22 protein-coding genes are annotated in these 23,518 nt (G+C 63.4%); 13 read left to right on the top strand and 9 right to left on the bottom strand.

The features are described 5' to 3' along the window. Window positions 1-114 precede the first annotated feature (114 nt). Complete coding sequence (locus NKJ72_RS00385) at window positions 115-999, top strand: LysR family transcriptional regulator (protein ID WP_352475361.1); 885 nt, start codon at window positions 115-117, stop codon at window positions 997-999. Here NKJ72_RS00385 and NKJ72_RS00380 read toward each other — a convergent pair. Continuing rightward, window positions 989-2,833, bottom strand: coding sequence for an aminopeptidase P family protein (locus NKJ72_RS00380; RefSeq protein WP_352475360.1), 1,845 nt, complete (start codon window positions 2,831-2,833; stop codon window positions 989-991). The genes NKJ72_RS00385 and NKJ72_RS00380 overlap by 11 nt on opposite strands. Window positions 2,834-2,869: 36 nt before the next feature. On the opposite strand from NKJ72_RS00380, the gene NKJ72_RS00375 reads away from it, so the two are divergent. Then, window positions 2,870-3,214: a hypothetical protein gene (locus tag NKJ72_RS00375; protein ID WP_352475359.1), complete on the top strand. Its 345-nt coding sequence runs from the start codon at window positions 2,870-2,872 to the stop codon at window positions 3,212-3,214. A 39-nt stretch (window positions 3,215-3,253) separates the two neighbouring features. On the opposite strand, the gene NKJ72_RS00370 is transcribed toward NKJ72_RS00375, so the two are convergent. After that, window positions 3,254-4,126 (bottom strand): 50S ribosomal protein L11 methyltransferase, encoded by an 873-nt coding sequence (locus tag NKJ72_RS00370; protein ID WP_352475358.1) that lies wholly within the window; start codon window positions 4,124-4,126, stop codon window positions 3,254-3,256. Window positions 4,127-4,137: 11 nt separating this feature from the next. Next, window positions 4,138-4,716 (bottom strand): SCO family protein, encoded by a 579-nt coding sequence (locus tag NKJ72_RS00365; RefSeq protein ID WP_352475357.1) that lies wholly within the window; start codon window positions 4,714-4,716, stop codon window positions 4,138-4,140. A gap of 204 nt (window positions 4,717-4,920) precedes the next feature. Here NKJ72_RS00365 and NKJ72_RS00360 point away from each other — a divergent pair, with 204 nt between their 5' ends. The 3 genes from NKJ72_RS00360 (at window position 4,921) to NKJ72_RS00350 (ending at window position 6,665) form a co-directional block, all read left to right on the top strand. Then, a complete protein-coding gene (locus NKJ72_RS00360) occupies window positions 4,921-5,409 on the top strand; it encodes a CreA family protein (protein ID WP_254818969.1) in 489 nt (162 codons plus the stop codon). Between the two features lie 95 nt (window positions 5,410-5,504). Next, entirely contained in the window at window positions 5,505-6,146 is a 642-nt protein-coding gene (locus NKJ72_RS00355) for a DapH/DapD/GlmU-related protein (RefSeq protein WP_352475356.1), read from the top strand. 87 nt (window positions 6,147-6,233) lie between these two features. Beyond that, window positions 6,234-6,665 (top strand): low affinity iron permease family protein, encoded by a 432-nt coding sequence (locus NKJ72_RS00350; protein ID WP_254819100.1) that lies wholly within the window; start codon window positions 6,234-6,236, stop codon window positions 6,663-6,665. A gap of 41 nt (window positions 6,666-6,706) precedes the next feature. Here the strand turns inward: NKJ72_RS00350 and NKJ72_RS00345 are convergent, their stop codons facing one another. Then, window positions 6,707-7,570 (bottom strand): SDR family NAD(P)-dependent oxidoreductase, encoded by an 864-nt coding sequence (locus NKJ72_RS00345; protein WP_352475355.1) that lies wholly within the window; start codon window positions 7,568-7,570, stop codon window positions 6,707-6,709. Window positions 7,571-7,698: 128 nt separating this feature from the next. On the opposite strand from NKJ72_RS00345, the gene NKJ72_RS00340 reads away from it, so the two are divergent. After that, complete coding sequence (locus tag NKJ72_RS00340; protein ID WP_023721174.1) at window positions 7,699-7,980, top strand: hypothetical protein; 282 nt, start codon at window positions 7,699-7,701, stop codon at window positions 7,978-7,980. A 114-nt stretch (window positions 7,981-8,094) separates the two neighbouring features. Here NKJ72_RS00340 and NKJ72_RS00335 read toward each other — a convergent pair whose 3' ends face one another. Beyond that, entirely contained in the window at window positions 8,095-8,670 is a 576-nt protein-coding gene (locus NKJ72_RS00335; protein ID WP_352475354.1) for a TMEM175 family protein, read from the bottom strand. 155 nt (window positions 8,671-8,825) lie between these two features. On the opposite strand from NKJ72_RS00335, the gene NKJ72_RS00330 reads away from it, so the two are divergent. Beyond that, window positions 8,826-10,034, top strand: coding sequence for an MFS transporter (locus NKJ72_RS00330; protein ID WP_352475353.1), 1,209 nt, complete (start codon window positions 8,826-8,828; stop codon window positions 10,032-10,034). A 9-nt stretch (window positions 10,035-10,043) separates the two neighbouring features. Here the strand turns inward: NKJ72_RS00330 and NKJ72_RS00325 are convergent, their stop codons facing one another. Beyond that, entirely contained in the window at window positions 10,044-11,510 is a 1,467-nt protein-coding gene (locus NKJ72_RS00325) for an MATE family efflux transporter (protein WP_352475352.1), read from the bottom strand. 199 nt (window positions 11,511-11,709) lie between these two features. On the opposite strand from NKJ72_RS00325, the gene NKJ72_RS00320 reads away from it, so the two are divergent. Beyond that, complete coding sequence (locus tag NKJ72_RS00320) at window positions 11,710-12,498, top strand: L,D-transpeptidase (RefSeq protein WP_352475351.1); 789 nt, start codon at window positions 11,710-11,712, stop codon at window positions 12,496-12,498. A 147-nt stretch (window positions 12,499-12,645) separates the two neighbouring features. Here NKJ72_RS00320 and NKJ72_RS00315 read toward each other — a convergent pair whose 3' ends face one another. Both NKJ72_RS00315 and NKJ72_RS00310 read right to left on the bottom strand, forming a co-directional pair. Continuing rightward, the gene (locus NKJ72_RS00315) at window positions 12,646-14,124 is read right to left on the bottom strand and encodes an esterase-like activity of phytase family protein (protein ID WP_502901812.1); all 1,479 of its coding nucleotides are present in this window, start codon (window positions 14,122-14,124) and stop codon (window positions 12,646-12,648) included. 309 nt (window positions 14,125-14,433) lie between these two features. After that, window positions 14,434-15,459, bottom strand: coding sequence for a LacI family DNA-binding transcriptional regulator (locus NKJ72_RS00310; protein WP_352475350.1), 1,026 nt, complete (start codon window positions 15,457-15,459; stop codon window positions 14,434-14,436). 194 nt (window positions 15,460-15,653) lie between these two features. Between NKJ72_RS00310 and NKJ72_RS00305 the strand changes: the two genes are divergently transcribed. The 5 genes from NKJ72_RS00305 (at window position 15,654) to NKJ72_RS00285 (ending at window position 20,642) form a co-directional block, all read left to right on the top strand. Continuing rightward, window positions 15,654-16,688: a Gfo/Idh/MocA family protein gene (locus tag NKJ72_RS00305; RefSeq protein ID WP_352475349.1), complete on the top strand. Its 1,035-nt coding sequence runs from the start codon at window positions 15,654-15,656 to the stop codon at window positions 16,686-16,688. Next, window positions 16,688-17,593 carry a sugar phosphate isomerase/epimerase family protein gene (locus NKJ72_RS00300; RefSeq protein WP_502901819.1) on the top strand — a complete coding sequence of 302 codons (906 nt, stop codon included), beginning with the start codon at window positions 16,688-16,690 and terminating at the stop codon, window positions 17,591-17,593. Before NKJ72_RS00305 ends, NKJ72_RS00300 begins: the two co-directional genes overlap by 1 nt. Window positions 17,594-17,698: 105 nt before the next feature. Beyond that, entirely contained in the window at window positions 17,699-18,712 is a 1,014-nt protein-coding gene (locus NKJ72_RS00295) for a substrate-binding domain-containing protein (RefSeq protein ID WP_352475347.1), read from the top strand. A gap of 86 nt (window positions 18,713-18,798) precedes the next feature. Beyond that, window positions 18,799-19,596: an ATP-binding cassette domain-containing protein gene (locus NKJ72_RS00290; protein WP_352475346.1), complete on the top strand. Its 798-nt coding sequence runs from the start codon at window positions 18,799-18,801 to the stop codon at window positions 19,594-19,596. Next, window positions 19,593-20,642: an ABC transporter permease gene (locus NKJ72_RS00285; protein WP_352475345.1), complete on the top strand. Its 1,050-nt coding sequence runs from the start codon at window positions 19,593-19,595 to the stop codon at window positions 20,640-20,642. Before NKJ72_RS00290 ends, NKJ72_RS00285 begins: the two co-directional genes overlap by 4 nt. A gap of 9 nt (window positions 20,643-20,651) precedes the next feature. Here the strand turns inward: NKJ72_RS00285 and NKJ72_RS00280 are convergent, their stop codons facing one another. Next, complete coding sequence (locus tag NKJ72_RS00280) at window positions 20,652-23,417, bottom strand: ATP-dependent helicase (RefSeq protein ID WP_352475344.1); 2,766 nt, start codon at window positions 23,415-23,417, stop codon at window positions 20,652-20,654. Between the last annotated feature and the right edge of the window lie 101 nt (window positions 23,418-23,518).

Below are 23,518 nucleotides of genomic sequence, written 5' to 3'. Positions count from 1 at the left end.
ATCTCCCTGGTTTGCCGTGTTGATCGGCAGCTACACCGGCGATTTACGGGAAAGGCATAATCAGCTAAAATGAATAATTAAGACCGTTATGTTCTCCAGGAGAGATGTATGGACTTGGCCGATCTGCGCATCTTCCGCACGGTGGTGCGCGAGGGCGGAATCACCAAGGCGGCGGAAAAACTGTTTCGCGTGCAATCGAACGTGACCACACGCATCCGGCAGCTCGAAGAGGATCTCGGCGTGCAGCTGTTTATCCGGGAGGGCAAGCGCCTGCACGTATCGCCCGCCGGTCACAAATTGGTCGGGTATGCGGATCGGTTACTGGCGCTTGCAGAGGAGGCGCGAACGGCGATGCTCGATCCACGCCCGCGCGGCACGCTTCGCCTAGGTGCCATGGAGAGCACCGCCGCGGCACGGCTTCCAAGTCTGCTCGCCGAATATCACGCACGTTATCCCGACGTGGAAATCCAGTTGCGCACCGGCAATCCGCAGGTTCTCGCGACCGCCATGCTTGCCGGCGACCTCGATGCAGCGTTCGCCGCCGAGCCGATCGCCGACGCTCCGTTCGAAAAGCTGCCCGCATTTCACGAGCAACTGGTCATTGTCTCGGCGGCATCGCGCGTTTCGATCGACGACCGCCAGAACATGCCCAAAACCATGATAGCCTTCGAGCACGGCTGCCCGCACCGCCGGCGGCTGGAACAATGGTATGCGCGAAGAGGGTTCATGGCCGAGAAAACCATCGAGCTTGGTTCATACCATGCCATCCTTGGTTGCGTGGTGGCTGGCATGGGCATAGCGCTGATGCCGAAAAGTGTGCTTTCGGGTTTCCCAGAGAGCCGCTGGCTAAAGCTGCACGAACTGCCCGCTGACGAAGACAACGCCGTCACGGTGTTGTTTTGGCGCAAGGGAGCCGATTCTCCCAACGTCACGGCTTTGCAGGGACTGCTTGCGGAGCAAAGTCTGTCACTCGGTGTTGCGGCCGCGGCTATTGCTTGAAGTCGTGCGGCAGAGGGGCGGTTGCTTTTTCCAGCCAGGCCAGCGTTTCGCCGTCGAGCATCGGTCCAATCTCGGCCAGTACGCGCGCATGGTATTCGTCAAGCCAATGCAACTCGTCGCGGGTTAAAAGGTCCGATCGGACCAGCCGCTTGTCGATCGGCGCCAGCGTCAGTGTCTCGAAGCCGTGCATAGCGATGTCGCCGCCCTCGATTGCCTCCGCCGGTGTCACCAGAATCAAGTTCTCGATGCGGATGCCGTAGGAACCTTCCTTGTAATAGCCGGGCTCGTTGGAGAGGATCATGCCGGCTAGCAGCTTTTCGGTGCCGGTCTTGGCGATACGTTGCGGGCCCTCATGCACGGCAAGATAGGACCCGACACCGTGCCCGGTACCATGGGCGAAATCGCAGCCGTGTCTCCATAGCGCCAGGCGCGCCACCGCATCGATTTCGGAGCCGCGCGTGCCCGGGGGAAAGCGCAGCATGGAGATGCCGATCATGCCTTTCAGCACCAGCGTGAAGCGTTCGCGCATCTCTTCGGTCGGCGCGCCGACCGGCACCGTGCGGGTGATGTCGGTGGTGCCGTCCTGGTACTGCCCGCCGGAATCGAGCAGGAACAGCTCGCCATCCCCCAGCTTGCGATTGGTGGCGCGGGAGACCCGGTAGTGCATGATGGCGCCGTTAGGGCCGGCGCCGGAGATGGTATCGAACGATACGTCGCGCAGCGGCATCTGCGTTTCTTCGCCGGTCTGACGGCGCGTCTCCTCAAGCCTGGTGACAACGGCGATTTCGTCGAGCGTGCCGGGCTTCTGGCGGTCGAGCCAGCACAGCAGCTTGGCGACCGCCGCGCCGTCGCGGCGATGTGCGGCGCGGGCGCCGGCGATCTCAGCTTTGTTCTTTGTTGCGCGTGGAATGCGGGCCGGATCGGCCGTGGCAATGACGGTGCCGCCATTATCCTCGACCAGCATTCTGAGCTTGTCCGCCGCGAGAACCGGGTCCAGCGCGATTTTTGCGCCGCCCTTGGCCCGGGTGACGATTGCCGATTCGAATTCACCTGGTTCGTGCAATTCGGCGAGCTGCGTCAGGTAGGCCGCAACGGTGCGCGAAAACTTGCGCTGGTCCATGAAGAGCAGATGCGAGCCGTCGGCGGCCAGCACGGCAAAGCCGAGCGCCAGCGGTGTGTGCGGTACGTCACCGCCACGGATGTCGAAGGCCCAGGCAATCGAGGAGGGGTCGGTCAGCACGGCATGGGTGGCGCCATCCTTCTCGATGGCCGCTGCCAGCCGCACCAGCTTGTCCTTAGCCAGTTCGCCGGCAAAGCCGATCGGGTGGATCTCGACCGGCGCCAGTGGCGGTCCAGGCTGGTCCTGCCAGATCGCGTCGATCGGATTCTCTTCGAGCGGCACCAGTGTCGCGCCGGATTTCTCGGCCGAGGCTTTCAGCGCCTTGACGTCGCTGATCGTATGCAGCCACGGATCGAAGCCCAATCGCACGCCCTTGCCGAGATTGTCCTTGATCCAGTTGGCCGGCGGGTTGTCGACAAGGCTCTCGATCGAAAAGATGTCGAGATCGACCTCCTGGCGCACCTGCAGCGTGTAGCGCCCGTCGACAAACATGACGGCGCGCTCGGCAAGTACAATGGCGACACCGGCCGAGCCGCTGAAGCCGGTCAGCCATTTCAGCCGTGCCGAGCGGTCGGCGACATATTCGCCCTGGTGCTCGTCGGCACGGGGCACGATGAAGCCATCCAGCCCGTTCGACGCCAACCATTGGCGCAGCATTGCCACGCGCGGCTTGCCAACGGCCGGATCGCCGGCGGAATCGAAGGACTGGAACATGTCGGCTCTCCTCGAATGATGGCGCGACCGTAGCGCATGACTTCGAAAATCGGAATCGATTTTCGGAACGATCATCCCTGGTCGCCGCAGTGTCTTTTTGTGCATGGATGCCATGCAGAATCGGCGATTTCAAAAAGCGTCAGCAGAGCTTACCTTCTTAACGTGGAGGAAAAGTCCTGTTGCCCTGCAAAGGAGACCGTCATGTCCACGATTTCAGCCAGACGCGGATTTTTCAGAAACGCTGTGAAAGCGCTGATCGAAGCTCGCCAGCGCGAAGCGAGCCGGTATGTGAGCGGCGTTCTGCTTGGCTTTGATGACGAAACGCTGAAAGCTCACGGCTACGATCGCGAACAGCTGAAGAAAGCGGCGAACTCGCGCTAGGTCCGAGCGGATTCCGGCTTGCGTTGAAAGCGTCGCGCCTCAGCGCTTGAGGTGAATCGTCACCCAGCCCTCGCGATGCAAGGTGCGGACGTGCCGGAATTTCTGGCCGACATAGGCCGCGATTACCGCATCGCGCTGGCGCTCGAGGATGCCCGACAAAACAATCGAGCCACCGAGCGCGATATGCCCGGCCATTTGCGGTGCCAGACGCATCAGCGGCCGCGCCAATATGTTTGCGACGATCAGGTCGAAGGGCGCACGCGCGGCAAAGATCGGATGATGAAAACCGGGCGCCGCTACCGTTTCAATGAGCCCCTTGACCTGGTTCAGCCGCGCATTGGCAGCGGCCACCTTGACGGCGACCGGGTCGATGTCCGTTGCCAGCACCGGAACATGCGCGAGCTTGGCCACCGCGATGGCGAGCACCGCGCTGCCAGTGCCAAGGTCGAGCGCGTTGCGCGGATGCTCGCGCTGTATGACCTGCTCCAGCATTTCGAGGCAGCCGGCGGTGGTGCCGTGATGGCCGGTGCCGAAGGCAAGGCCGGCCTCGATCTCGATGGCGAGTTCGCCGCTGTGGCGCTTCCTGCGGTCATGCGCGCCATGGACGAAGAAGCGCCCGGCCCGTACCGGCTTCAATCCCTCCAGCGAGCGCGCCACCCAGTCGATGTCGGGCAGCGCTTCTCGTTCTATCGGTTTCGACAGCGACAGTCCGGCCAGGATGTCCCTAAGCCGGGCCTCGACCGCATCGACGTCGTCGTCGGCATAGAGCGATACTTCGTGGATATCGCGGTCCTCGTCGACCTCGAGCACCGCAACCGGCAGGCCCTCATCGTCGAACGCCGCACCGAGCGCCGCGAAGATGCGATCAGCCTCGATCTTGCCCGCGGTGAAATACAAACGCGTCTGCGTCATTTCTTGATACGTCAACCTTCCGCCGCCAGCCGCTTGAGCTTGGCGATGGCGGCGTCCGGGCTTTCGCCATAGGCAATGGTGCCGGCGAAATCGCCCTTGGCATTGAGCAGCAGCACCGAAGCGGTGTGGTCCATCGTGTAGTCGCCGTCGTTCGTTTCGACTTTCTTCCAGTAGATGCCGAAGGACTTGGCCATGGCGTGGACCTTGTCCGGATCGCCGGTGATGCCGAGGATGCGATCGGAGAAATTGCTGATATAGGCGTTCATGATTTCGGGCGTATCGCGCTCCGGGTCGACCGTAACGAAATAGGCGCGCAGGTTCTTGCCGTCGTCGCCCATCGTCTTCAGCCAGCCGGCCAACTCGAAAAGCGTGGTCGGGCAGACTTCCGGACAATGCGTGAAGCCGAAAAAGACGACGCTGGGGTGGCCGCGAAAGGCGGCTTCGGTGACCGGTGCGCCCTTCTGGTCGACCAGCGTGAACGGAGCTCCGAACGGCTCGCCGCCATAATGTCCGCGGTACCAGTCGAACGTTAGCCAGCCGATGCCAGCGGCCATCAGGACGAGAATACCGACCAGAATTGAACGCATCATCAGTGAAGTCCGTCGTCATTTCCATCGGGCGCCGGATTGGCGCCATGAAGCCCTGGCTTGGCGAACACTCTTAGCGGTTCGGTCGCGCCGACGCAAAGATGTCGCGTTGCCGCAACCGGCAATGCTGTGGGAGGAGATCTGCTTGCAAAGCGCGGCCGTTCGTCCCACCTGAGGTCGGCAAAATTCGAACCGCAGGAGGCCTCTTTGCGAAAACTGATTGGCGGCGCGTTGGCCGCATGCCTTGTCATTGGCGCTGGCGCCGCCGCCGCCGAGGAAGTCGGCAAGGTCGGTGTCGATTGGCTCGGCAACGACATCATCGTCGAGGCGATCAAGGATCCGAAGGTCGAGGGAGTGACTTGCCACGTCTCCTATTTCGACCGTGGCATGATTGACCGCCTGCAGAAAGGCAACTGGTTCGAGGACCCGTCCGATTCCTCGATCTCCTGCCGCCAGACCGGGCCGATCACCATTGGCGACATCGACATGAGCGAGGCCGGCGAGGAGGTGTTCAAGCAAGGCATCAGCCTGATCTGGAAAAAGCAGGTGGTGAACCGCATCTACGACAAGGCCAACGAGACGCTGATCTACCTCTCGCATTCGCGCCAGGTGCAGGATGGCTCGGCAAAAATGTCGGTCACCACCGTGCCGCTCTACGGCCAGAATGTGGTGTGGACCAGCGGCAAGCCGAAATAGAGACTGAAGGTGCTCTAGGTCCTTGGCGCGTCCAAACGGATGCGCGGCGCTGCACTCGGCTTGCGAGACTATGCGCGCGGGCGTAAAGCGCCCGCATGGACCGTCCCGAACACCTTGTCCTGAAAGATCCCGAGCCGCGCATCCATCCGACGGCGGAACTGAAGGCCTGCAAGCTTGGACGCTGCGCATCGATCGGCGAGCGAGTCATCCTGCGCGATGTGATGGTCGGCGACTTTTCCTACTTCGAGCGGCATGCCGAGGCGATCTATACGACGATCGGCAAATTCTGCTCGATTGCCGCCAACAGCCGCATCAATGCGCTGGAGCATCCGGTCGAGCGGCTGACGCAGCACAAAATCAGCTATCGGCCCAACGAGTACTTCCGCTGGCTGGGTGTCGATCAGGCATTCCGCGACCGGCGGCGGGCGAGACCCGTCAGCATCGGCCATGATGTCTGGATTGGCCATGGCGCCGTGATCATGCCTGGCATAGTGATCGGCAACGGCGCGATCGTCGGTGCCAACGCGGTAGTGACGCGAGACGTGCCGGCCTATGCAATTGTCGCCGGCGTTCCGGCCAGGCCATTGCGGCAGCGCTTCAGCGCGGGAACTGCGGCCCGGATCGAACGTCTTGCCTGGTGGGACTGGCCGGTCGAGAAACTGGCCAGGGCAGTCCCCGACATGCAGGCCTTGCCCATCGAGGCTTTCCTCGACCGCTGGGAAAACGACGCTACCTGATCGTTGCGAGCGCGGCGTGTGCACGGTTTGACCGTGAATTCCTCCTCGCAGGGAACTCGAAGCAGTTGCCGATTGTTTCTCCCTGCCATGATCGAAAAGCTGTTCACCAGGATCGCCAACTATATCGCCCATCTTGCCGGTCTGCCGCCGACGTTTGCCGTCTGTTTCCTGATCATTGTGGTCTGGGCGGTAAGCGGTCCGGTCTTCGGCTTTTCCGATACCTGGCAACTCGTCATCAATACCGGCACCACGATCGTCACCTTCCTGATGGTGTTTCTCATCCAGAACACCCAGAACCGCGACAGCGCGGCGATCCAGGCCAAGCTTGACGAGCTGATCCGCGTCAGCAAAGCCAAGAATACCTTTATCGGCATCGAGCACCTGACCGAATCCGAGCTCGAAGAAATCCGCGCCAAATGTGAACGCGCGGCGAAGCGGCACGACGAACAGATCGCCGACATGGCCGCAGCCAAGGCGGTGGCTAAAAAGCGCAACGCGAAGAAGCATGCGGCGGCGTGAGCGAGCTTGTTGTCCGGGTTCCTGCGCGGACGGTCGCGGGATCATTCCATGAATGCCGAAAAGGCTTCCTTGTAGTCCGGGTGCCAGCGCGACAGGGCAGGGCGGTTCTCGATGATGTCGCCAATCGCCCAGGCCATGCGTTTTTCGTCCATGGACCGGGTCGCCTCGTTATCGGGACACAGGATGTAGAAGTCGCCACGCAGCAGCGAGGCCAGCATGAAGTCGATAACCTGCTCGCCGGTCCAGGCGCCGGCCGGCTTTTCGGTGGCGCCTTCGGTCAGGCCGGTAAAAGTGAACCCGGGAATGAGCAGATGCGCCGCGACATTGGCGCCGGGCTCGTTGCGCAGCGCGTGTGCAAGGCCCTCGGTATAGGTCTTCACGCCAGCCTTGGAGACGTTGTAGGCGAGGTTGCCGGGCGGCGTGGTAATGCCTTGCTTGGAGCCGGTGTTGACGATCAGGCCGGGCTTTCCCGCCGCCAGCATGCGCGGCGCGAAGGCCTCGACGCCATGGACGACACCCCAGAAATTGATGTCCAGCAGTCGCTTCCAGGCGTCACGGTTCTCCCACGGCTTGCCGGGGTTGTTGCCGACGCCGGCATTGTTCATCAGAAGCGAGACGTCGCCGAAGGTGTCGAATGTCCTTTCGGCCAGCCGTTCGAGGTCGTCGGCTTTCGAGACGTCAGTGGCGACGGCAAGCACGGCGCTCTCGCCGGCGAAGGTAGCGACGGCATGTCGCGCCTCATCGAGGCGTGCGGCGCCGATATCGGCCAGCACGATCTTCATGCCCATCGCCGCCAGCCGTTTTGCCGCGGCGAGGCCGATGCCGCTGGCCGCGCCGGTGATGACGGCGACATTACCGGAGGCAAGTGCGGGCAGGGCGGTCTGGATCTCGGCGTCGGTGGTCATGATTTTCTCCTGTTCTGGCCGCGGCGAACTTAGCGCGGAAAGAGGCTCGCGCAAGCCGGTGCGACATCTTCGGGTTGACCGCGTCGGCGGGCGCTGCGCATGCTGATATTGAAAAAGGAGACTGACGATTGACCGACTGGATCGAGATCCTGAAAGAACAGACCGCAACCGGCGACCAGATGAGCCGCGAAGTGCCGCAAATGCTTGCCAACCCCGACATCAGCGAAGCGCAAGTGAAAACGCTGTTTTCGGCGCTCGAAAAACAGGCTGAATTCGTCGAAAAGCTGCGCATGGCGCTGGAAAAATTCGGCCATGATTTTTCAGTGATCAAAGCCGCCGAGCGGCTGGAGGAGCGCTACGCCGACCTTGCCGCTTCGGTAGCGGAAAAGCTCAAAGAAATGCGGGGCTAGAGCCCGTTCCATTCGATAAAATTCGGTATGGGCTCTATCTTCTCATGATCTTGTCCGAAAACCGGCATCCAACTTTTCGCTGACGCGGTCCTTCGGTTCGGGATCATGGTCTGCCTATTTCTCGATTAGCCGCTCGAAGCGCCTGTCCGGCACTAACCAGACCATCGCCACCAGGACATAGATCGAGACACCGATCCAGTGATTGACGAAGGTCAGCGCGACGGCGGCGATATAGAGGGCCAGCGAGATTTTTCCCTTGAGGTCATTGCCCAACGCCCTGGCGAAGAGGGTTTCGCTGCCGTGCAGCCGATGCAGGGCTATGGTGAGGATGTTGAAGCCGATGGCGCAGAGCGCCAGGTCGACGCCATAAACGGCGACCGGCACCGGCGCGAAATGGTTCTCACCCATGAAGGCTGTCGTCGCCGGCATCAGCGATAGCCAGAACAGCAGGTTGAGGTTCGCCCACAGCACGCGGCCGTCGACCCGCTGCACGGTATGGAACATGTTGTGCAAATTGTTCCAGTAGATGCCGACATTGATGAAGGACAGCACATAGCTGAGGAATACCGGCCAGAGTGGCGCCAGCGCGGAAAAATCCTCGCCATGCGGCACCTTCAATTCCAGCACCATGATGGTGATGATGATGGCGACCACGCCATCGGTGAATGCCTCGACTCGTCCCTTGCCCATCAATCTCCCCTGACAATCCGCTGAAGTTAAAAGAGGATCTCGCTCAGCGCCATCGCAAAGCTGCCAAAATTGTCAGGAGCAAGTCGGAGAGGGGGAACGGCTGACGAAAAAAAGGCGTTAGGTGTCAGATCCCGAACAGCAAAAAGGTCCGAAAAATGACTGCTCACGCTCAAGTCATGACGCGCGATTACGAACTCGGCGGGCGCGCTGCAACGGCCGCCGTGGCCGCCATGATCGCGGCTCTTTTCGCCGGCAGCACGGCGCTGACGCCGCTTTACATCATCTACAAGCAGGTCTTCGGCTTCTCGCAGATCACTTTGACGCTGGTCTACGCCGTCTATGTCATCGGCAATCTGGCGGCGCTGCTGATGTTGGGGCGTGTGTCAGATGTCATCGGGCGCCGTCCGATGGCGTTGGCCGGAATGGCGGTGGCCGTCGTTAGCGCGGTGGTTTTCCTGTTCGCCGAAAATGTCGCCTGGCTCGACGTCGCCCGAATTCTGAGCGGATTGGGAATCGGCGTCGGCGCGGGTACCGGCACCGCCTGGCTCGCCGAATTGCTCCCGACCGACGACAAGTCACAGGCGGCGACGATTGCCACCAGCACCAATTTCCTCGGTCTCGGCCTTGGTGCGCTGGGGGCCGGGTTGCTCGCCGAATACGTGCCTTGGCCGCTCAGGCTGACATTCGTCGTCTACCTGGCGATGCTCGCGACTGTAACCCTGCTGGTCTGGCGCACGCAGGAAACCGTTTCGCGGCCGGGGAAACTGGCTGACGTTTCGATGCGGCCGCGCCTTTCCGTGCCCGATGCCATCCGCGCAAGTTTCGTTGCGCCGGCGGTGACAGGCTTTGGCGCGATGGCGCTCGTCGGCTTTTATGCGGCACTCGCGCCGAGCATCCTGGCGCAGCAACTGCAGGTAGCCAACCATGCGGTAGCCGGCGCTCTGTTCTTTGAATTGTCGATCGTGGCGGCCGCCACCATTGTGGCGACGACGCGTCTTTCGAGCCGGGCCGCGATGTTCGCGGCGCTTGCGCTGATGATTCCAACCGTCGCGCTGATTGTTGCGGCGCAGGTCTTCGCATCGATGGCCACAATGATTGCCGGGACCGCCTTGTGCGGCGTGGCGGCAGCGCTCGGTTATCGCGGCGGCTTGCAAGTGGTGAACGAGATCGCGCCGGCGGACCGGCGCGCCGAAGTCGTCTCGGCCTTCTTCATCTGCTGTTTTTGCGGCAACGCGCTGCCGGTGATCGGCATCGGCGTCCTGTCGACCATGACAAGCGCGACCGTGGCAAGCGGGGCCTTTGCCGGCATGATCGTTATCTTTTCCCTAGTGGCGCTCGGGTTCGGCGCGAAATACGCGCACTGAACCGATCTTTCAGCCGGTCGGTGTCTCGGGCGAAAGGTGCGCGCGCTGGCGCGGTACGCCGAGGCCGGTATCCGGCGGTTCGCCGGCAGCCGGCCGGCTTTCGATCATGTGCACGCTGCGCCAACGGCCGAAGCGATAATAGGCCGTGGCCAGCACGAGCGAGGTTATCGAGCCGGCCGGAAAGCTCCACCACAACGCTTCCTCACCGATCGCACTTCGAAAGAAATAGGCGAAGCTGGTGCGCACCAGAAGTACCGAGATCACCAGGATGATCAGCGGCGGCATCACCGCGCCCGTGGCACGCACAGTGGCGAAGAGCACGATGGTGATGCCGAACAGGATGAAGGACCAGGATGCGACCTTGTTGATGTGAGTGGCGATGTCGATCGCTGCACTGTCGCTGCTGAGGAAGAGGCTGAGCACCGCGCGATCGAATACGAACAGCAGCGCGACAAGCACGCCGGTAAGCACAAGGTTGAAGCCGACGCCGGACGCGGCGATGCGGCCGATCCGGTCCCAGCGTCCGGCGCCGACATTTTGCGCCGCCATGGACGAGACCGCGGCGCCGATGGCGAGCGCCGGCATCTGGATATAGGTCCAGAGCTGGGCGGCTATGCCGTAGGCAGCCGCGACCTGCGAGCCGTAGGCATTGACCATGCCCATCACAGTCAGCGCCGCGGACGAGACGACGATCATCTGCAGGCCCATCGGCACGCCCTTGAAGACGACAATGCGCAGCAGCGCCGGGTCCGGCCGCAGCAGAGCAAGATTGGCGCCGGCCAGCCGCAGCGGGTGCTTGCGCGCATAAAGCACGATCAGGATGGCAAGCACGCTTACCGTCTGGCCGATCAGCGTCGAGGTGGCCGAGCCGGCGATGCCGAGTTCGGGGAACGGGCCGATGCCGAGAATAAGCAACGGGTTCAAAATGACGTCGAGCACGACGGCCAGCGCCATGAATAGGAAAGGCGTGCGCGAATCGCCGGCGCCGCGCAGCACCGTCATGACGAAGGACAGCAGGTTCATCATCGGTACGGCGAGAAAAATGATACGCAGATAGGAACGCGCCAGCGGCAACGCATCGGCCGGCGTGCCGAGCGCATTGAGGATTGTATCGACCCAGATCCAGCCGCAGACCGCGAACACCACCGAGACAAGGAAGAAGAAGGTGGCACTGGTGCCGACGATGCGGCGGGCTTCGGGCAGATCGCGGGCGCCGACCGATTGCGCGACCAGGATGGTCGCCGCCATGCCGATGCCGACGCCGAGGATGAGAAACAGCACGAGGTTGGCATTGGACGTGGCGGTCAGCGCCGCTTCGCCGAGGAAACGACCGACCCAGACGGCATTGATTGAGCCGTTGAGCGACTGCAGAACATTGGAGCCGAGCACCGGCAGGGCGAACAGCAGCAATGTACGCGGGATAGGTCCACTGGTGAGGTCGCTGGTCCGCCGGCGTGCGGGCATCTTGTCGTCCATGGCAGGCAACTCGGCGAAGGCTTATCTTGAGTCCGGTCCGCAATGATTGCCGATTTAACGAGACAGGTCGACGCAGCGTTGCGAATTCCGCCTGGCGTGCCTTGATCCAATCATGTTCTCAAAGCTTCCGGAATCGTATATTGATCCTGCACGCGTGGGGCCGCATCTTTCCTAGATCTCATGGGCAAGCCGGGGGTTCATGTCCGATATTCCGCTGTTTTTTGAGCGCCTGAACCGGCGTGCGTTTCTTGGTGCATCCGCTTTGGGCGCGGCCTCCGTGGCTCTTTCGGCGTGCACCACGACGGACGTAGCGGCGCCGCCAGTGACCGCGGCGCCAAGCGATCCGGCTTTCGGCGATGCCGCAAGTATGTATGCGGCGCGCGTCGACGAGGGCTATCAACTGCCGGCAATCCCGGTAGCCAAGGTCGATCCGAAATTCGTGCGCCAAATCGTGTCCGATCCGACCGGAGAAAAACCCGGCACGATCGTCGTCGATACCTCCGAGCACTTCCTCTATCTGGTGCGCGACGGCGGCAAGGCAATTCGCTATGGCGTCAGCCTCGGCAAGGCCGGTTTCGGATGGACCGGCAGCGCCGTGGTTCAGGCGAGGAAGAAGTGGCCGGTCTGGACGCCGCCGCCGGAGATGATCCAGCGCCGGCCGGAACTGGCGAAATACAAGGACGGCATGCCGCCCGGCCCGCACAGCCCGCTGGGCGCACGCGCGCTATATCTCTTCCGCGACGGCAAGGACACGATGGACCGGCTGCACGGCACGCCGGAGTGGGATTCCATCGGGAAGAACGCTTCCTCCGGCTGTGTGCGCTTCATGAATCAGGACATTATCGACCTCTACAGCCGCGTCGACGGCGTCGCGCCGGTCTTCGTGCGCCCGAATCTGTCGGCCGCCGGGAAGATCGCCGCCGTGTCGGACAGGACGGCCGAGCCGATCGATGCGGGCGTGCCAAAGGACGCGGAGATGTTGAGGTAAGTGCCTTCGACGGATCATCAGTCTTAGGTTTTGCAAACCCACTAGAACACAATCCTTGTGCCGGCGAGCCGCAACTGAAGGGCCCGACCGTTCGATCGTGCCAGGCAGGCGGACGCGTTCGGCGCGTCCGCCTGCCTGGGGGTGTCGCTACTTCCCGGCGAGGCCTGGAAGCGTGACCTGATAGACTAGGAACATCGTGTCGACATCGGCGCCATCTTCGGCCTTGTAGGCCGCGCCGACCTGGAAGCCGTCCTGGGTGAGAAAGTCATTGTCGTTGGCGACGAACAGGAAATAGTCGTCGGGCCGTGTTGGATCGAGGACGCTCACCACCGACATCGCCTCCCACTTCTCCGAAAGGTTGTTGCGGTCATTGGGCGCGCCATTGTGCAGCCCGAAGCGGCCGAGCTCGGTCTTGTCGTTGATGTCGATGAACGGCGTCAGCTTGGCCGGCGTCACCGAGGGATCGAGCTCACCTTTGGGCGCAACCGGCTTGTCCTTGTCGAACTCGGTGCCGGCGATGTCGGTTGCCGCCGACACATCGACGACGCTGATCTCGCGAAAGAGCGAGGTGTCGCCCTTCACCCCCTGGCCGTTGCCGCTGTCGCGCGCCAGCATCAGGAAGGTCTTGTCCGACAGAGCCACGATTTCGCTCTGCGCGGCAATCTTGGTCTTGCCCTTGGCATCGGTGAACACCGGCAGCGGCACGACATATTCATGCGCAAGCTTGAGTTGGGCCGGATCCGAGGCATCGTAGACCAGCGCGCGCGTGTTCTGGCGCGTCGAAGCGGAATCGCCGCCATCCTGTCTGGGGGCCGATTGCAGCACAGCGATCAGGAACTTCCCGTCCGGCGTCAGTGCCATGCCTTCGAGGCCCTGGTTGTTCTGACGGCCGGTTTCGGGATCCGTCGGATCTGGGTCTGCCGCGCCCGGTCCCGGATTGTTGGACGCGAAGTTCGGCGTTCCATGACGCATCGGGACAAGCGCCGCCGGCGACTGCGTTGCCGACATCAGACGCCCATCGGCGGAGAAGTGGTAGATGTTCGGACCATATTCGTCCGAGATGAACATGGTGCCGTCGGGCAGCCGCACGATCGCCTCGTTATCGAGCGCGAGCTTGCCGTTGGCTTCGGGCAGGATCGGCATGTCGTCGGTCGCGGCGCGCACGCCGTTGAGCGGATCGAGGCCGGTTGCGTCGGCGCCCTTGTCGTCGGTCAAAAGCATGGTGTCGGCAAGGGTTGCCTTGAGGCCGGACTGTTCCTGGCCGGCGGCTGGTGCCGCACCCGGTGCGATCGGGGCGAATTCGATGGCAATCGTGTTGATGCGCGGACGGTAATCGGTGGTGCCGACGACATTGTAGCCACGATCCGGCAGCAGCCACAGCGAGCCCTTATAGCCATCGGCGCCATGCGTCCAGCCGGCAGCGTCGATCGCCATGCCCGAGCCGGAGCCAAACGTCTCGCCGAACTTGTCCCTTTGGCTGGCCGGGATGCGACCGACACCGACCAGGCCCTTGTTGACGAAGCTGACGCCGCCGACGGTCGCTGCGTTTTCAGCCAAGGCCGGAGTCAAGGCGGTGAACATCGCCAGCGCGACCGCGACGGACGCGTTTCGGTGCAGGTTTTTCATGGAAATCCTCTTTGTGACAAAACAGCCGAAGCGGGCGTCGCATCGACATGCCGCCAGCGCTTTCCGAAAAAGGTCTAGGACGCGAACATGATACTTGCGTGACAGAGGGCGCTTGTTCCTTCATCCCCTTGTGGGAGAAGGTGGATCGGCGCGCAGCGCCGAGACGGAAGAGGGGTGCTGGACGGAGTGCCTCGGTGCCGAGCTGGAGCACCCTCATCCGACCGAGCTGAGCCTGTCCTCTGGCTTGCCGAAGGCAAGACCCGTGGGCTCGGCCACCTTCTCCCCAAGGGGAGAAGGGAAGTGCCACGGTCAGTCGCTGTCGCGCGCGATCAGCTGCAGCGGCCAGACTTCACGGATGATGCGTGCGCCTTCGGCGCCGGCATAAGCCGGGATCGATGCCAGCAGCATTTCGGCCAGCCGCTCGCCCATCGGCTCCAGCGCCGGGCGGAAGCCGGTCAGCGCCGGCGAAAAATAGCGGCAGAGCGGGGTGTCGACGATGACGATCACCGCGATGTCGTGGCCGGGCTTGATGCCCGCCTCGGCCAAAGCCTTGCAGCCGCCAAGCGCCATCGCGTCATTGTTGAAGATGATGGCGGTCGGCGGGTCCTTGGAGCGCATGACCTTCGGCGTCACCGCGTAGCCGCCTGCCTCGTTGATGAAGCCGTCGGCGATCAACTCGGGGTCGAATTCGATGCCGTGCCGCCGCAACGCCTTGCGATAGCCGGCGAGGAACAGATAGCCGAAATTGAGATCGAGCGACGGGCGGATGGCCGCGATGCGGCGGTGACCGCGCGCGACAAGACGATCGACCGCGTCAGCACCGGCTTTTTCGAAGTCGAGGTCGAGCGAGGGGTAGGCATCGCCGCCGGAGCGGCTGCGGCCGAGCGTCGCGAACGGGAAACCGGCCTGGGTCAGATAGTCGATGCGCTCGTCCTCGCGCCGCGTCCAGGCCAGCACCACCGCATCGGCCCGCCGGGTCTCGACGACACGGCGCAGGCGCTCCTGCTGATAGTCGCCCGGCGCGCCCATCACCACGATCAGGTCGAGTCCGCTTTCGGCGAGCTTGGCCTGCAACCCGGTCAGGAACGGAATGAAGAACGGCTCGCCATATTCCTGATCGCCCGGATGCGGCTGCAGCATGAAGGCGATCGAATGGGTGGCGCCGCGCCGCAAACTGCGGCCGGACTGGTTCGGCGAATAATTCAGCTTCTTGGCCGCATCGAGCACGCGCTGGCGTGTGTCGGCGTTGACGTCGGCGCGGCCGTTGAGCGCGCGCGACACCGTGCCGATCGAAATGTTCAGGTGACGCGCAAGGTCGTGAATGCTGGACGCCAAAGGACAGTTCTCCCCCTTGCTTGGCTAGCACCGGCTGCTGTTCAGGCCAAGCCGGCATCACGTTTTTCGCTATCGGCCGATTGACATTCTACGCCATCGGGTGTGTTCTCGTAAACGTTTACGGAAAACATTCACGGCCCTGCCGTGAACGCCGTGACGATCGGTCTGGAGGGGCCGAGAGGGAGGAGCACTGGATGATCAATGTCGTCCTGGTCGGCTGCGGCGCCATGAGCAAGGCATGGCTCGATGCAGCCAGGCAGATCGACGGGCTCGCCATTGTCGGCCTGGTCGATATCGATGTCGAACGGGCGCGGGCGAGGGCGCGCGAATACGAGCTTTCGAGCGCCATCATTGGAACCGACCTCGACGCCGTGCTCGACCAGACCAGGCCCGACGCGGTATTCGACGTGGTGGTTCCCGCCGCTCGCCGCGAGGTCGCGCTTTCCGCCTTTGCCCATAATTGCCACCTGCTGACCGAAAAGCCACTCGCCGACAGCCCGGACAATGCGCGTGCCATCGTCGAGGCCGCCCGCAGCGCCGGGCGTATCCATGCCGTCGTCCAGAACCGCCGCTATGTCGCCAATGTCAGGCGCATCCGGCGCTTTCTCGATTCCGGCGCCATTGGTGCGCCAACCAGCATCCATGCCGAGTTCTTCGTCGCGCCGCATTTCGGCGGCTTTCGCGAGGAGATGCGTCATGTGCTGCTGCTCGACATGGCGATCCACACATTCGATGCCGCCCGCTACATGGCGGCCGGCGAGCCGACCGGTGTCTATTGCCAGGAGTGGGAGCCGGCCAATTCCTGGTATCGGCAAGGGTCGTCGGCGACCGCAAGCTTCGACCTCGGCGGCGGCAAGCTGTTCACCTATGCCGGCAGCTGGTGCGCGGCCGGCTTCCGCACCAGCTGGGACAGTACATGGCGGATCGTCGCAGAGCGCGGCAGCATTGTGTGGGACGGCGAGGACGGGCTGAAGGCGGAAATCGTGCAGCCGGTCCGTGAAGGCCTGTTCGACCGCACCGAACCGATAGCCGTGCCGCCGCTCGACCCGGCCGATCGCGTCGGCGGCCATCTCGGCATCATCCAGGATTTCGTCCGCGCCGTCGAGACCGGCACCGAGCCGGAGACGCGCGGCGCCGACAACATCAAGAGCCTGGCCATGGTTTTCGCTGCGATCGAGAGCGCCGAGACCGGGCGCCGGGTCGCCATCGCTGCACAGGAAGGATCATGATGCCAAACCCGCTGCTCGACATCAGGATTGGCACAATGGTGCGGGCCAATCTCGACGACCCGGCCGCCTATGTCAGGCAGATCCTGCCGCTCGGCTTCGAGAGCATCCAGCCGTTCTTCTGGCAGACGCTGGGCGGCAAGGACATTCCGCGGCTGGCGGGCGAGATCCGCGAGGCGATCGGCGACGCCGATGTCGTCGTCTCGTCGATCGGCGTGTTCGGCAATCCGCTGGAGAGCGGCGAGATCGATCGCGGCGTGCTCCAGGCGTGGGAAACGATCATCGACAACGCGCATCTGTTCGGCGCCAATATGGTCAGCGGCTTTACCGGCCGCATTCGCGGCAAGCCGCTGCCCGACAGCCTGCCGCGTTTCCGCGAGGTCTGGGGACCCTTGGCCAGGCGTGCCGCCGACAAGGGCGTGCGCATCGCGTTCGAGAACTGCGCCATGGACGGCAACTGGACCAGCGGCGACTGGAACATCGCCCACAATCCGGACGCCTGGGAGTTGATGTTCAACGAGTTGCCGGACGACAATCTCGGCCTGGAGTGGGAGCCCTGCCATCAGCTGGTCTATCTGATCGATCCGATCCCGCAGATCCGCAAATGGGCGCCGCGCATCTTCCACGTCCATGGCAAGGACGCGACCGTGCGCTGGGACGTGATCCGCGAACATGGCGTGTTCGGCCGCCTGCCGTTCGTTCAGATGCGCACGCCGGGTTTCGGCGACAGCGACTGGACAAGGGTGATCAGCGAGCTGCGGCTGGCCGGCTACAAAGGCGCCATCGACATCGAGGGCTGGCACGACCCGGTCTATCGCGGCGATCTCGAGATCACCGGCCAGGCGCGTGCGCTGGATTATCTCCAACAATGCCGGGGAGGCGCGAGCTACCTGCCGAACCCGGTGTGAGAACTCGGCCGGCGGGAGGTGCCGGCCAGGGAAAGATTGCGGCGCCTTGCCGAAGCGATCGTCAAAACCCCTCGGCTAGCGAGGGAACAAAGGGAGGATAAGTGCATGAGCATTACGATGAGAAGGACAGTTCTGCGCTCGACCGTCGCGGCGGCCGCGATGGCACTCGCCGCCGCACTCTCGACCTTGCCGGCGCAGGCGCTCGATGCCCAGTGGTGCAAGGATGTCCATATCCGTTTCTTCGTCGGCGGGGCAGAGGGAGATGCCTTCGGCACGATCGTCTATAATGGTGCCAAGCAGGCGGCAGCCGATCTTGGGCCGAAGGTCGACTACATCTTTTCCCAGTGGGATGTCGAGAAGATGGTGCAGCAATTGCGCGAGGCTGTCGCGGTCAAGCCCCAAGGCATCGCCATGATGGGCCACCCCGGCGACGCCGCGATCATGCCGCTGGCCGAACAGGCACACAAGGACGGTATCAAGATGATGTACCAGAACGTGCCGGTGCCGACGGTCACGGCGGCGTTCGGCGGCGGCTATGTCGGCGCCCAGCAGGAGCAGCAGGGCCGCGCGCTCGGCGCCGAGGCGGTCAAGCTGGCCGGGCTCAAGGCCGGCGACAAGGCGATCATGATCGGCCCGTTCGAGAACGAGAGCCGCGGCGCGCGCGAACGCGGCACAGTCGCCGCGCTCAAAGAGGCGGGCGTCGAGGTCATACAGCTCTCCTCGCCGCCAAGCGGCGAATGGGCTTCCGACCCCAATCTGGCAATTCCGGTGATCACCGCGGCACTGCTCAACAATCCAGACGTCAAGGCGGTCGGCTATCCCGGCGGGCAGATGCTGGGCAACGTACCGACTTACATGCAGGCGGCGGGCAGGAAGCCTGGCGATATCTTCAACTTCGGCTTCGACACCAGCCCGCAGATCGTCGAGGGCTTCAAGGGCGGCTGGGTGCAACTGACAGCCGACCAGCAGCCGTTCCTGCAGGGATATCTGCCGATCCTCAGCCTCTGCCAGCAGGTGGTGCTCGGCCTTGCGCCGATGAATGTCGACACCGGCGCCGGCTTCGTCACGCCACAGAATTACGAGATCGTCGCCGAGCTCGCCAAGCAGGCGCTGCGCTGACCTCCCAAGCCGTCGGCCGGGATCGAGCCCGGCCGGCGGGACCGCCGGCGAAAAGACCGGCACGCGAAAATCAAGCGAGGATCGCCATGGCCGAACGCATCATAGAACTGCGCGACATCAGCAAGTCCTATGGCCAGGTCTATGCGCTGGGCGGGGTTAATCTCAGCGTCGATCGCGGCGAGGTGGTCGGCCTGATCGGCGACAATGGCGCCGGCAAGTCGACGCTGATCAAGATCCTGTCCGGCGTGGTCAAACCGACCAGCGGCGAGATTCTCGTCCGCGGCAAGCCGGTGACCGGATGGAGTCCTGCGCGCTCGCGCGACGCCGGCATCGAGACCGTGTTCCAGGACCGAGCCCTCGCCGTGCAGCAGACCATCGTGCGCAATATCTTCATGGGCCGCGAACTCACCGGCTGGCTTGGCTGGCTGAAGGTCAACAAGGAGATCGCGGAGGCGAGCCGGCTGATGCGCGAGATCGGCTTCACTTCGAAAGTGTTCACGCCACAGTCGATCGTCGGCCAGCTCTCGGGCGGCGAACGCCAGGGCGTGGCGATCGCGCGGGCCATCTATAAGAAGGCGGAGCTGATAGTCCTCGACGAACCGACGACGGCGCTATCGCTGACCGAGACCGCCAAGGTCTTCCACTTCGTGCGCCAGGTGCGGGCGAGCGGGCGGTCGATCCTGTTCATCGGCCACAATATTCACCACGTCTTCGACATCGCCGACCGGTTCGTGGTGCTCGACCGCGGCAAGGTCGCGCTCACCGCCGACCGCAGCGAGGTCAAGTCGGCCGAAGACCTGATCAACTTCATGGAAGACGTCGCCCACCCCAGCGGATTGCCGGGGTTGCACGACGTGGCCGATGCGGGGAGGGCGGCACGATGAGCAAGACCATGGAACCCGATCTGCAGAGCCCCCTCGGCGGCACGCATGGCGAAGCCGCCGGGAAAGAGTGGCGACACCCGTCCGACAATTGGTTGCGCGGGTTCATCCTCGACAACCGCGCCGCACTCGGCACGTTGGCCGTGTTCATCGTTATGATGGCGGTGTTCATGATCGCCAATCCGACGGTCTTCACCACCTGGTATCTTTACAGTTCCGTGCTGACCACGCTGCCGGTGGCGTTGTTCGTAGTTGTGCCGCTGGTCTTCGTCGTCACCTGTGGCGAGATCGACCTGTCGTTTCCGGCGACAATGGGCTTTGCCTCATGGGTGTTCGCGCTGGTCGTGCAGGCCGGCTACGACCCGTTCCTCGGCATCGCCGCCGCAATGGTCACCGGCATGCTGCTCGGCTTCCTGGTCGGCTCCCTGGTCGTCTATGGCGGGTTGTCGTCGCTGATCGCCACGCTCGGCATGAATTTCCTGCTGCGCGGCCTGATCCAGATCATCAACGAGGGCAGGTCGACGGCACTGACCGGCCTTGCCGACAGCTGGGCCTACAAGATCTTCTCCAGCCAGCTTTACGGCATTCCGGTGCAGATCTTCTGGGCCATCGGCTTCGTCGTGCTGTCGGCGCTGCTCTACAACCGCCATCGCTTCGGCGCGCAGGTCAAGGTGGTCGGCGACAATCCCGATAGCGCCCAGCAGATGGGCATCGACGTCAAGCGCGTGCGGGTAAAAGTGTTCGTCTTCGTCGGCATCGGGGCTGCGATCGCCGGCACGTTTTCGGTGATGATCAACTTCACCTGGTGGCCGACGGCGGGGGACGGATACCTGCTGCCGGTGCTGGCATCGGTGTTCGTCGGCGGCACGCCGACCTGGGGTGGCATCGGCACGGTCGTCGGCGGTGCGATTGGCGCGGTCACGGTCTCTTTCATCCAGACCGGCGTCGTCGCGGCTGGACTGAGCGGCTTCTACGTCCAGTTCTTCAACGGCCTGATCATCATCCTGTCGCTGCTCGGCCATAAGTGGAACCAGGCGCGGTATCGGTGAGGGGCGGCCTCACACCCCCGTGACAAACCCGTCCAGCACGCGTTTCTGGCCGGCTTTGTCGAAGTCGATGGTCAGCTTGTTGCCTTCGATGGCCGAGATGTTGCCGTTGCCGAATTTCTGGTGGAAAACGCGGTCGCCGACATTGAAAGGGGACGGCGTGTCGGCGACGGATTTGGCGACCAGCTCGCCGTCGATGGTGCGGCCCTTGATAGAGGTGCGGCCGGCACCGTAGCCTGAGTCGGTTTCGCCATAGCCGATGCGCTCGACCTGGTGGCCGGAGCGCGTGCCCCAATTGCGGTCGGTGGCCTCGGTGCGGTTCGCTTGAGCGCGCTGCCAGCCCGGCGTCGCATAGGTGCTGGAGAAAGCGCCGGATTTCTCGGCGCCGTTATTGCTGCCGATGTTGTCGAAGCGCGATGCTCCATAGGGGTTCTGCCTGCCCGCCCCTTGGCCGCCACGACCGGAGGCGAACGAGCCGCCACCATAGGCATTGCCGTAGCCGCCATAGGAGTTGCCGCTCTCGGAAACTTCGATATGGGCTTCCGGCAGTTCTTCCAGGAAGCGCGACGGGATGGTCGACTGCCAGAGGCCGTGGATGCGGCGGTTGGAGACGAACCAGATGTGCAGGTTCTTCTTGGCGCGGGTCAGGCCGACATAGGCGAGGCGGCGTTCCTCCTCCAGCCCGGAGCGGCCACCCTCGTCGAGGGAACGCTGATGCGGGAACAGGCCTTCCTCCCAGCCGGGCAGGAACACGGTTTCGAATTCGAGGCCCTTGGCCGAATGCAGCGTCATGATGTTGACGGCATCGAGCTCGGCGTTCTGCTCGGCGTCCATCACCAAGGCGACATGTTCGAGGAAGGAGCGCAGCGATTCATACTCCTCCATGGAGCGGATCAGTTCTTTTAAATTCTCGAGCCGACCGGGCGCTTCAACCGAGCGGTCGTTCTTCCACATGTCGGTGTAGCCGCTCTCCTCCAGAATGGTCTCGGCGAGCTCGGTGTGCGGCGTGGTTTCCAGCGCCTTCTGCCAGCGTTCGAAATTGGCCGATACTTCGCGCAGTGCCGCGCGAGGCTTCGGCTTCAGCTCGTCGCTCTCGGCGAGTTTTGCCGCTGCCTCCAGCATCGGGATGCGCAGCGCGCGTGCGGTATCATGGATCTGGCGGATGGTGGCCTCGCCCAAGCCGCGCTTCGGCACGTTGACGATGCGCTCGAAAGCGAGGTCGTCGGCGCCTTGCGCGACGACGCGGAAGAAGGCCAGCGCATCGCGGATCTCGAGCCGCTCATAAAAGCGCGGGCCGCCGATGACGCGGTAATTGAGGCCGAGCGTGACGAAGCGGTCCTCGAATTCGCGCATCTGGAAGGAGGCGCGGACGAGAATCGCCATGTCGTTCAAGTTGTGCCTCTGGCGCTGGTAGGCCTCGATCGTCTCGCCGACGGCGCGGGCCTCCTCCTCGGAATCCCAGGCGGCGTGGACATGCACCTTCTCGTCGTCCTCGGCGATCTTTTCGGTGAACAGCGTCTTGCCGAAACGGCCCTCGTTGTGGGCGATGAGGTGGGAGGCGGTGCCGAGGATGTGCGCGGTCGAGCGGTAGTTGCGCTCCAGCCTGATGATGGTGGCGCCGGGAAAATCCTTGTCGAAGCGCAGGATGTTGTCGACCTCGGCGCCGCGCCAGCCATAGATCGACTGGTCGTCGTCGCCGACGCAGCAGATATTAACTTTGCTATCGCTCACGGGCTGTTCCGCGCCTGCCGGCGCGGGCCCTCCGCGTGGGCCTCGCGAAGGCTCGGACGGACGGTCGTCCTTGCGGCCTTCGGCCGGAATTCCCGATTCACCCTTCGAAGCTGCCGGTCTATAGCTACCCGCCTCCGTTCTATCCGGAACTCCGGAAAGACTTGGAACGCGACCACCCGGAGAGCCACTTCGTGGTGGTTGCGGCCCGGCCGGCCGCTGCGCCAGCAGCCGCAGCCACATGTATTGCGCGGTGTTGGTGTCCTGATATTCGTCAACGAGGATGTAGCGGAAGCGCTTGTGGTATTCCTTCAGCACGTCCGGATTGGCGCGGAAGATGCGGATCGGGTGGCACAATAGATCGCCGAAGTCGCAAGCGTTCAGCGTTTGCAGCCGTTCCTGATAGGCCTTGTAGAGCTCGCGGCCCTTGCCGTTGGCGAAGGCACGGGCATCGCCCTCGGGGATGTCGGCGGGACCGAGGCCCTTGTTCTTCCAGCCGTCGATCATCTGAGCGAACTGCTTGGCAGGCCAGCGCTTGTCGTCCAGCCCTTCGGCCTGGATCAGCTGCTTGATCAGGCGCACCACGTCGTCGGTGTCGAGAATGGTGAAGTCGGATTTGAGCCCGGCCAGCTCGGCGTGCCGGCGCAGCAGTTTGACGCCGATCGAATGGAAGGTGCCGAGCCACGGCATGCCCTCGACATTGCCTTCGCCGATCAACAGGCCGATGCGCTGCTTCATCTCGCGCGCCGCCTTGTTGGTGAAGGTGACGGCGAGGATCTGCGAAGGGAAGGCCTTGCCGGTGGCAAGGATGTGGGCGATGCGGGTGGTGAGCACCCGCGTCTTGCCGGTGCCGGCGCCTGCCAGCACCAGCACCGGGCCTTCGGTGGTTTCCACCGCCAGCCGCTGCTCGGGGTTGAGGCCGTTGAGATAATCGGGCGCGTTGTTCTGGTTGCTGCGGGCAGCCATGGCGCGCGCGGCAATGCCCGACGGGGCCACAGGCCGCGCGTTCGGTTCGTCAAAAAAGGGCATGTCTTCCGAAAAGCCGGACATCTCTCCCCGAATGTAGTGATTCGGCAGCGAAAGGCCAGAAGCGTCTCCGTTTTGTTCTCTGTCCAGTCGGTAGACTCACAATCTGAATGGGTCTGCTAACC

The sequence above is a fragment of the Mesorhizobium sp. M0045 genome, from assembly GCF_040323385.1.
Lineage (GTDB): Bacteria > Pseudomonadota > Alphaproteobacteria > Rhizobiales > Rhizobiaceae > Mesorhizobium.
The sequence above is the reverse complement of the archived record's forward strand: the minus strand, read 5'-3'. Positions and strand labels throughout refer to the sequence as shown.

Bases quoted from the DNA above. Each gene is read 5' to 3' on its own strand.
- NKJ72_RS00380 (WP_352475360.1), bottom strand. From the start codon at position 2,833: ATGTTCCAGTCCTTCGATTCCGCCGGCGATCCGGCCGTTGGCAAGCCG.
- NKJ72_RS00375 (WP_352475359.1), top strand. From the start codon at position 2,870: ATGACTTCGAAAATCGGAATCGATTTTCGGAACGATCATCCCTGGTCG.
- NKJ72_RS00370 (WP_352475358.1), bottom strand. From the start codon at position 4,126: ATGACGCAGACGCGTTTGTATTTCACCGCGGGCAAGATCGAGGCTGAT.
- NKJ72_RS00365 (WP_352475357.1), bottom strand. From the start codon at position 4,716: ATGATGCGTTCAATTCTGGTCGGTATTCTCGTCCTGATGGCCGCTGGC.
- NKJ72_RS00355 (WP_352475356.1), top strand. From the start codon at position 5,505: ATGGACCGTCCCGAACACCTTGTCCTGAAAGATCCCGAGCCGCGCATC.
- NKJ72_RS00350 (WP_254819100.1), top strand. From the start codon at position 6,234: ATGATCGAAAAGCTGTTCACCAGGATCGCCAACTATATCGCCCATCTT.
- NKJ72_RS00345 (WP_352475355.1), bottom strand. From the start codon at position 7,570: ATGACCACCGACGCCGAGATCCAGACCGCCCTGCCCGCACTTGCCTCC.
- NKJ72_RS00335 (WP_352475354.1), bottom strand. From the start codon at position 8,670: ATGGGCAAGGGACGAGTCGAGGCATTCACCGATGGCGTGGTCGCCATC.
- NKJ72_RS00330 (WP_352475353.1), top strand. From the start codon at position 8,826: ATGACTGCTCACGCTCAAGTCATGACGCGCGATTACGAACTCGGCGGG.
- NKJ72_RS00325 (WP_352475352.1), bottom strand. From the start codon at position 11,510: ATGGACGACAAGATGCCCGCACGCCGGCGGACCAGCGACCTCACCAGT.
- NKJ72_RS00320 (WP_352475351.1), top strand. From the start codon at position 11,710: ATGTCCGATATTCCGCTGTTTTTTGAGCGCCTGAACCGGCGTGCGTTT.
- NKJ72_RS00315 (WP_502901812.1), bottom strand. From the start codon at position 14,124: ATGAAAAACCTGCACCGAAACGCGTCCGTCGCGGTCGCGCTGGCGATG.
- NKJ72_RS00305 (WP_352475349.1), top strand. From the start codon at position 15,654: ATGATCAATGTCGTCCTGGTCGGCTGCGGCGCCATGAGCAAGGCATGG.
- NKJ72_RS00300 (WP_502901819.1), top strand. From the start codon at position 16,688: ATGCCAAACCCGCTGCTCGACATCAGGATTGGCACAATGGTGCGGGCC.
- NKJ72_RS00295 (WP_352475347.1), top strand. From the start codon at position 17,699: ATGAGCATTACGATGAGAAGGACAGTTCTGCGCTCGACCGTCGCGGCG.
- NKJ72_RS00290 (WP_352475346.1), top strand. From the start codon at position 18,799: ATGGCCGAACGCATCATAGAACTGCGCGACATCAGCAAGTCCTATGGC.
- NKJ72_RS00285 (WP_352475345.1), top strand. From the start codon at position 19,593: ATGAGCAAGACCATGGAACCCGATCTGCAGAGCCCCCTCGGCGGCACG.
- NKJ72_RS00280 (WP_352475344.1), bottom strand. From the start codon at position 23,417: ATGTCCGGCTTTTCGGAAGACATGCCCTTTTTTGACGAACCGAACGCG.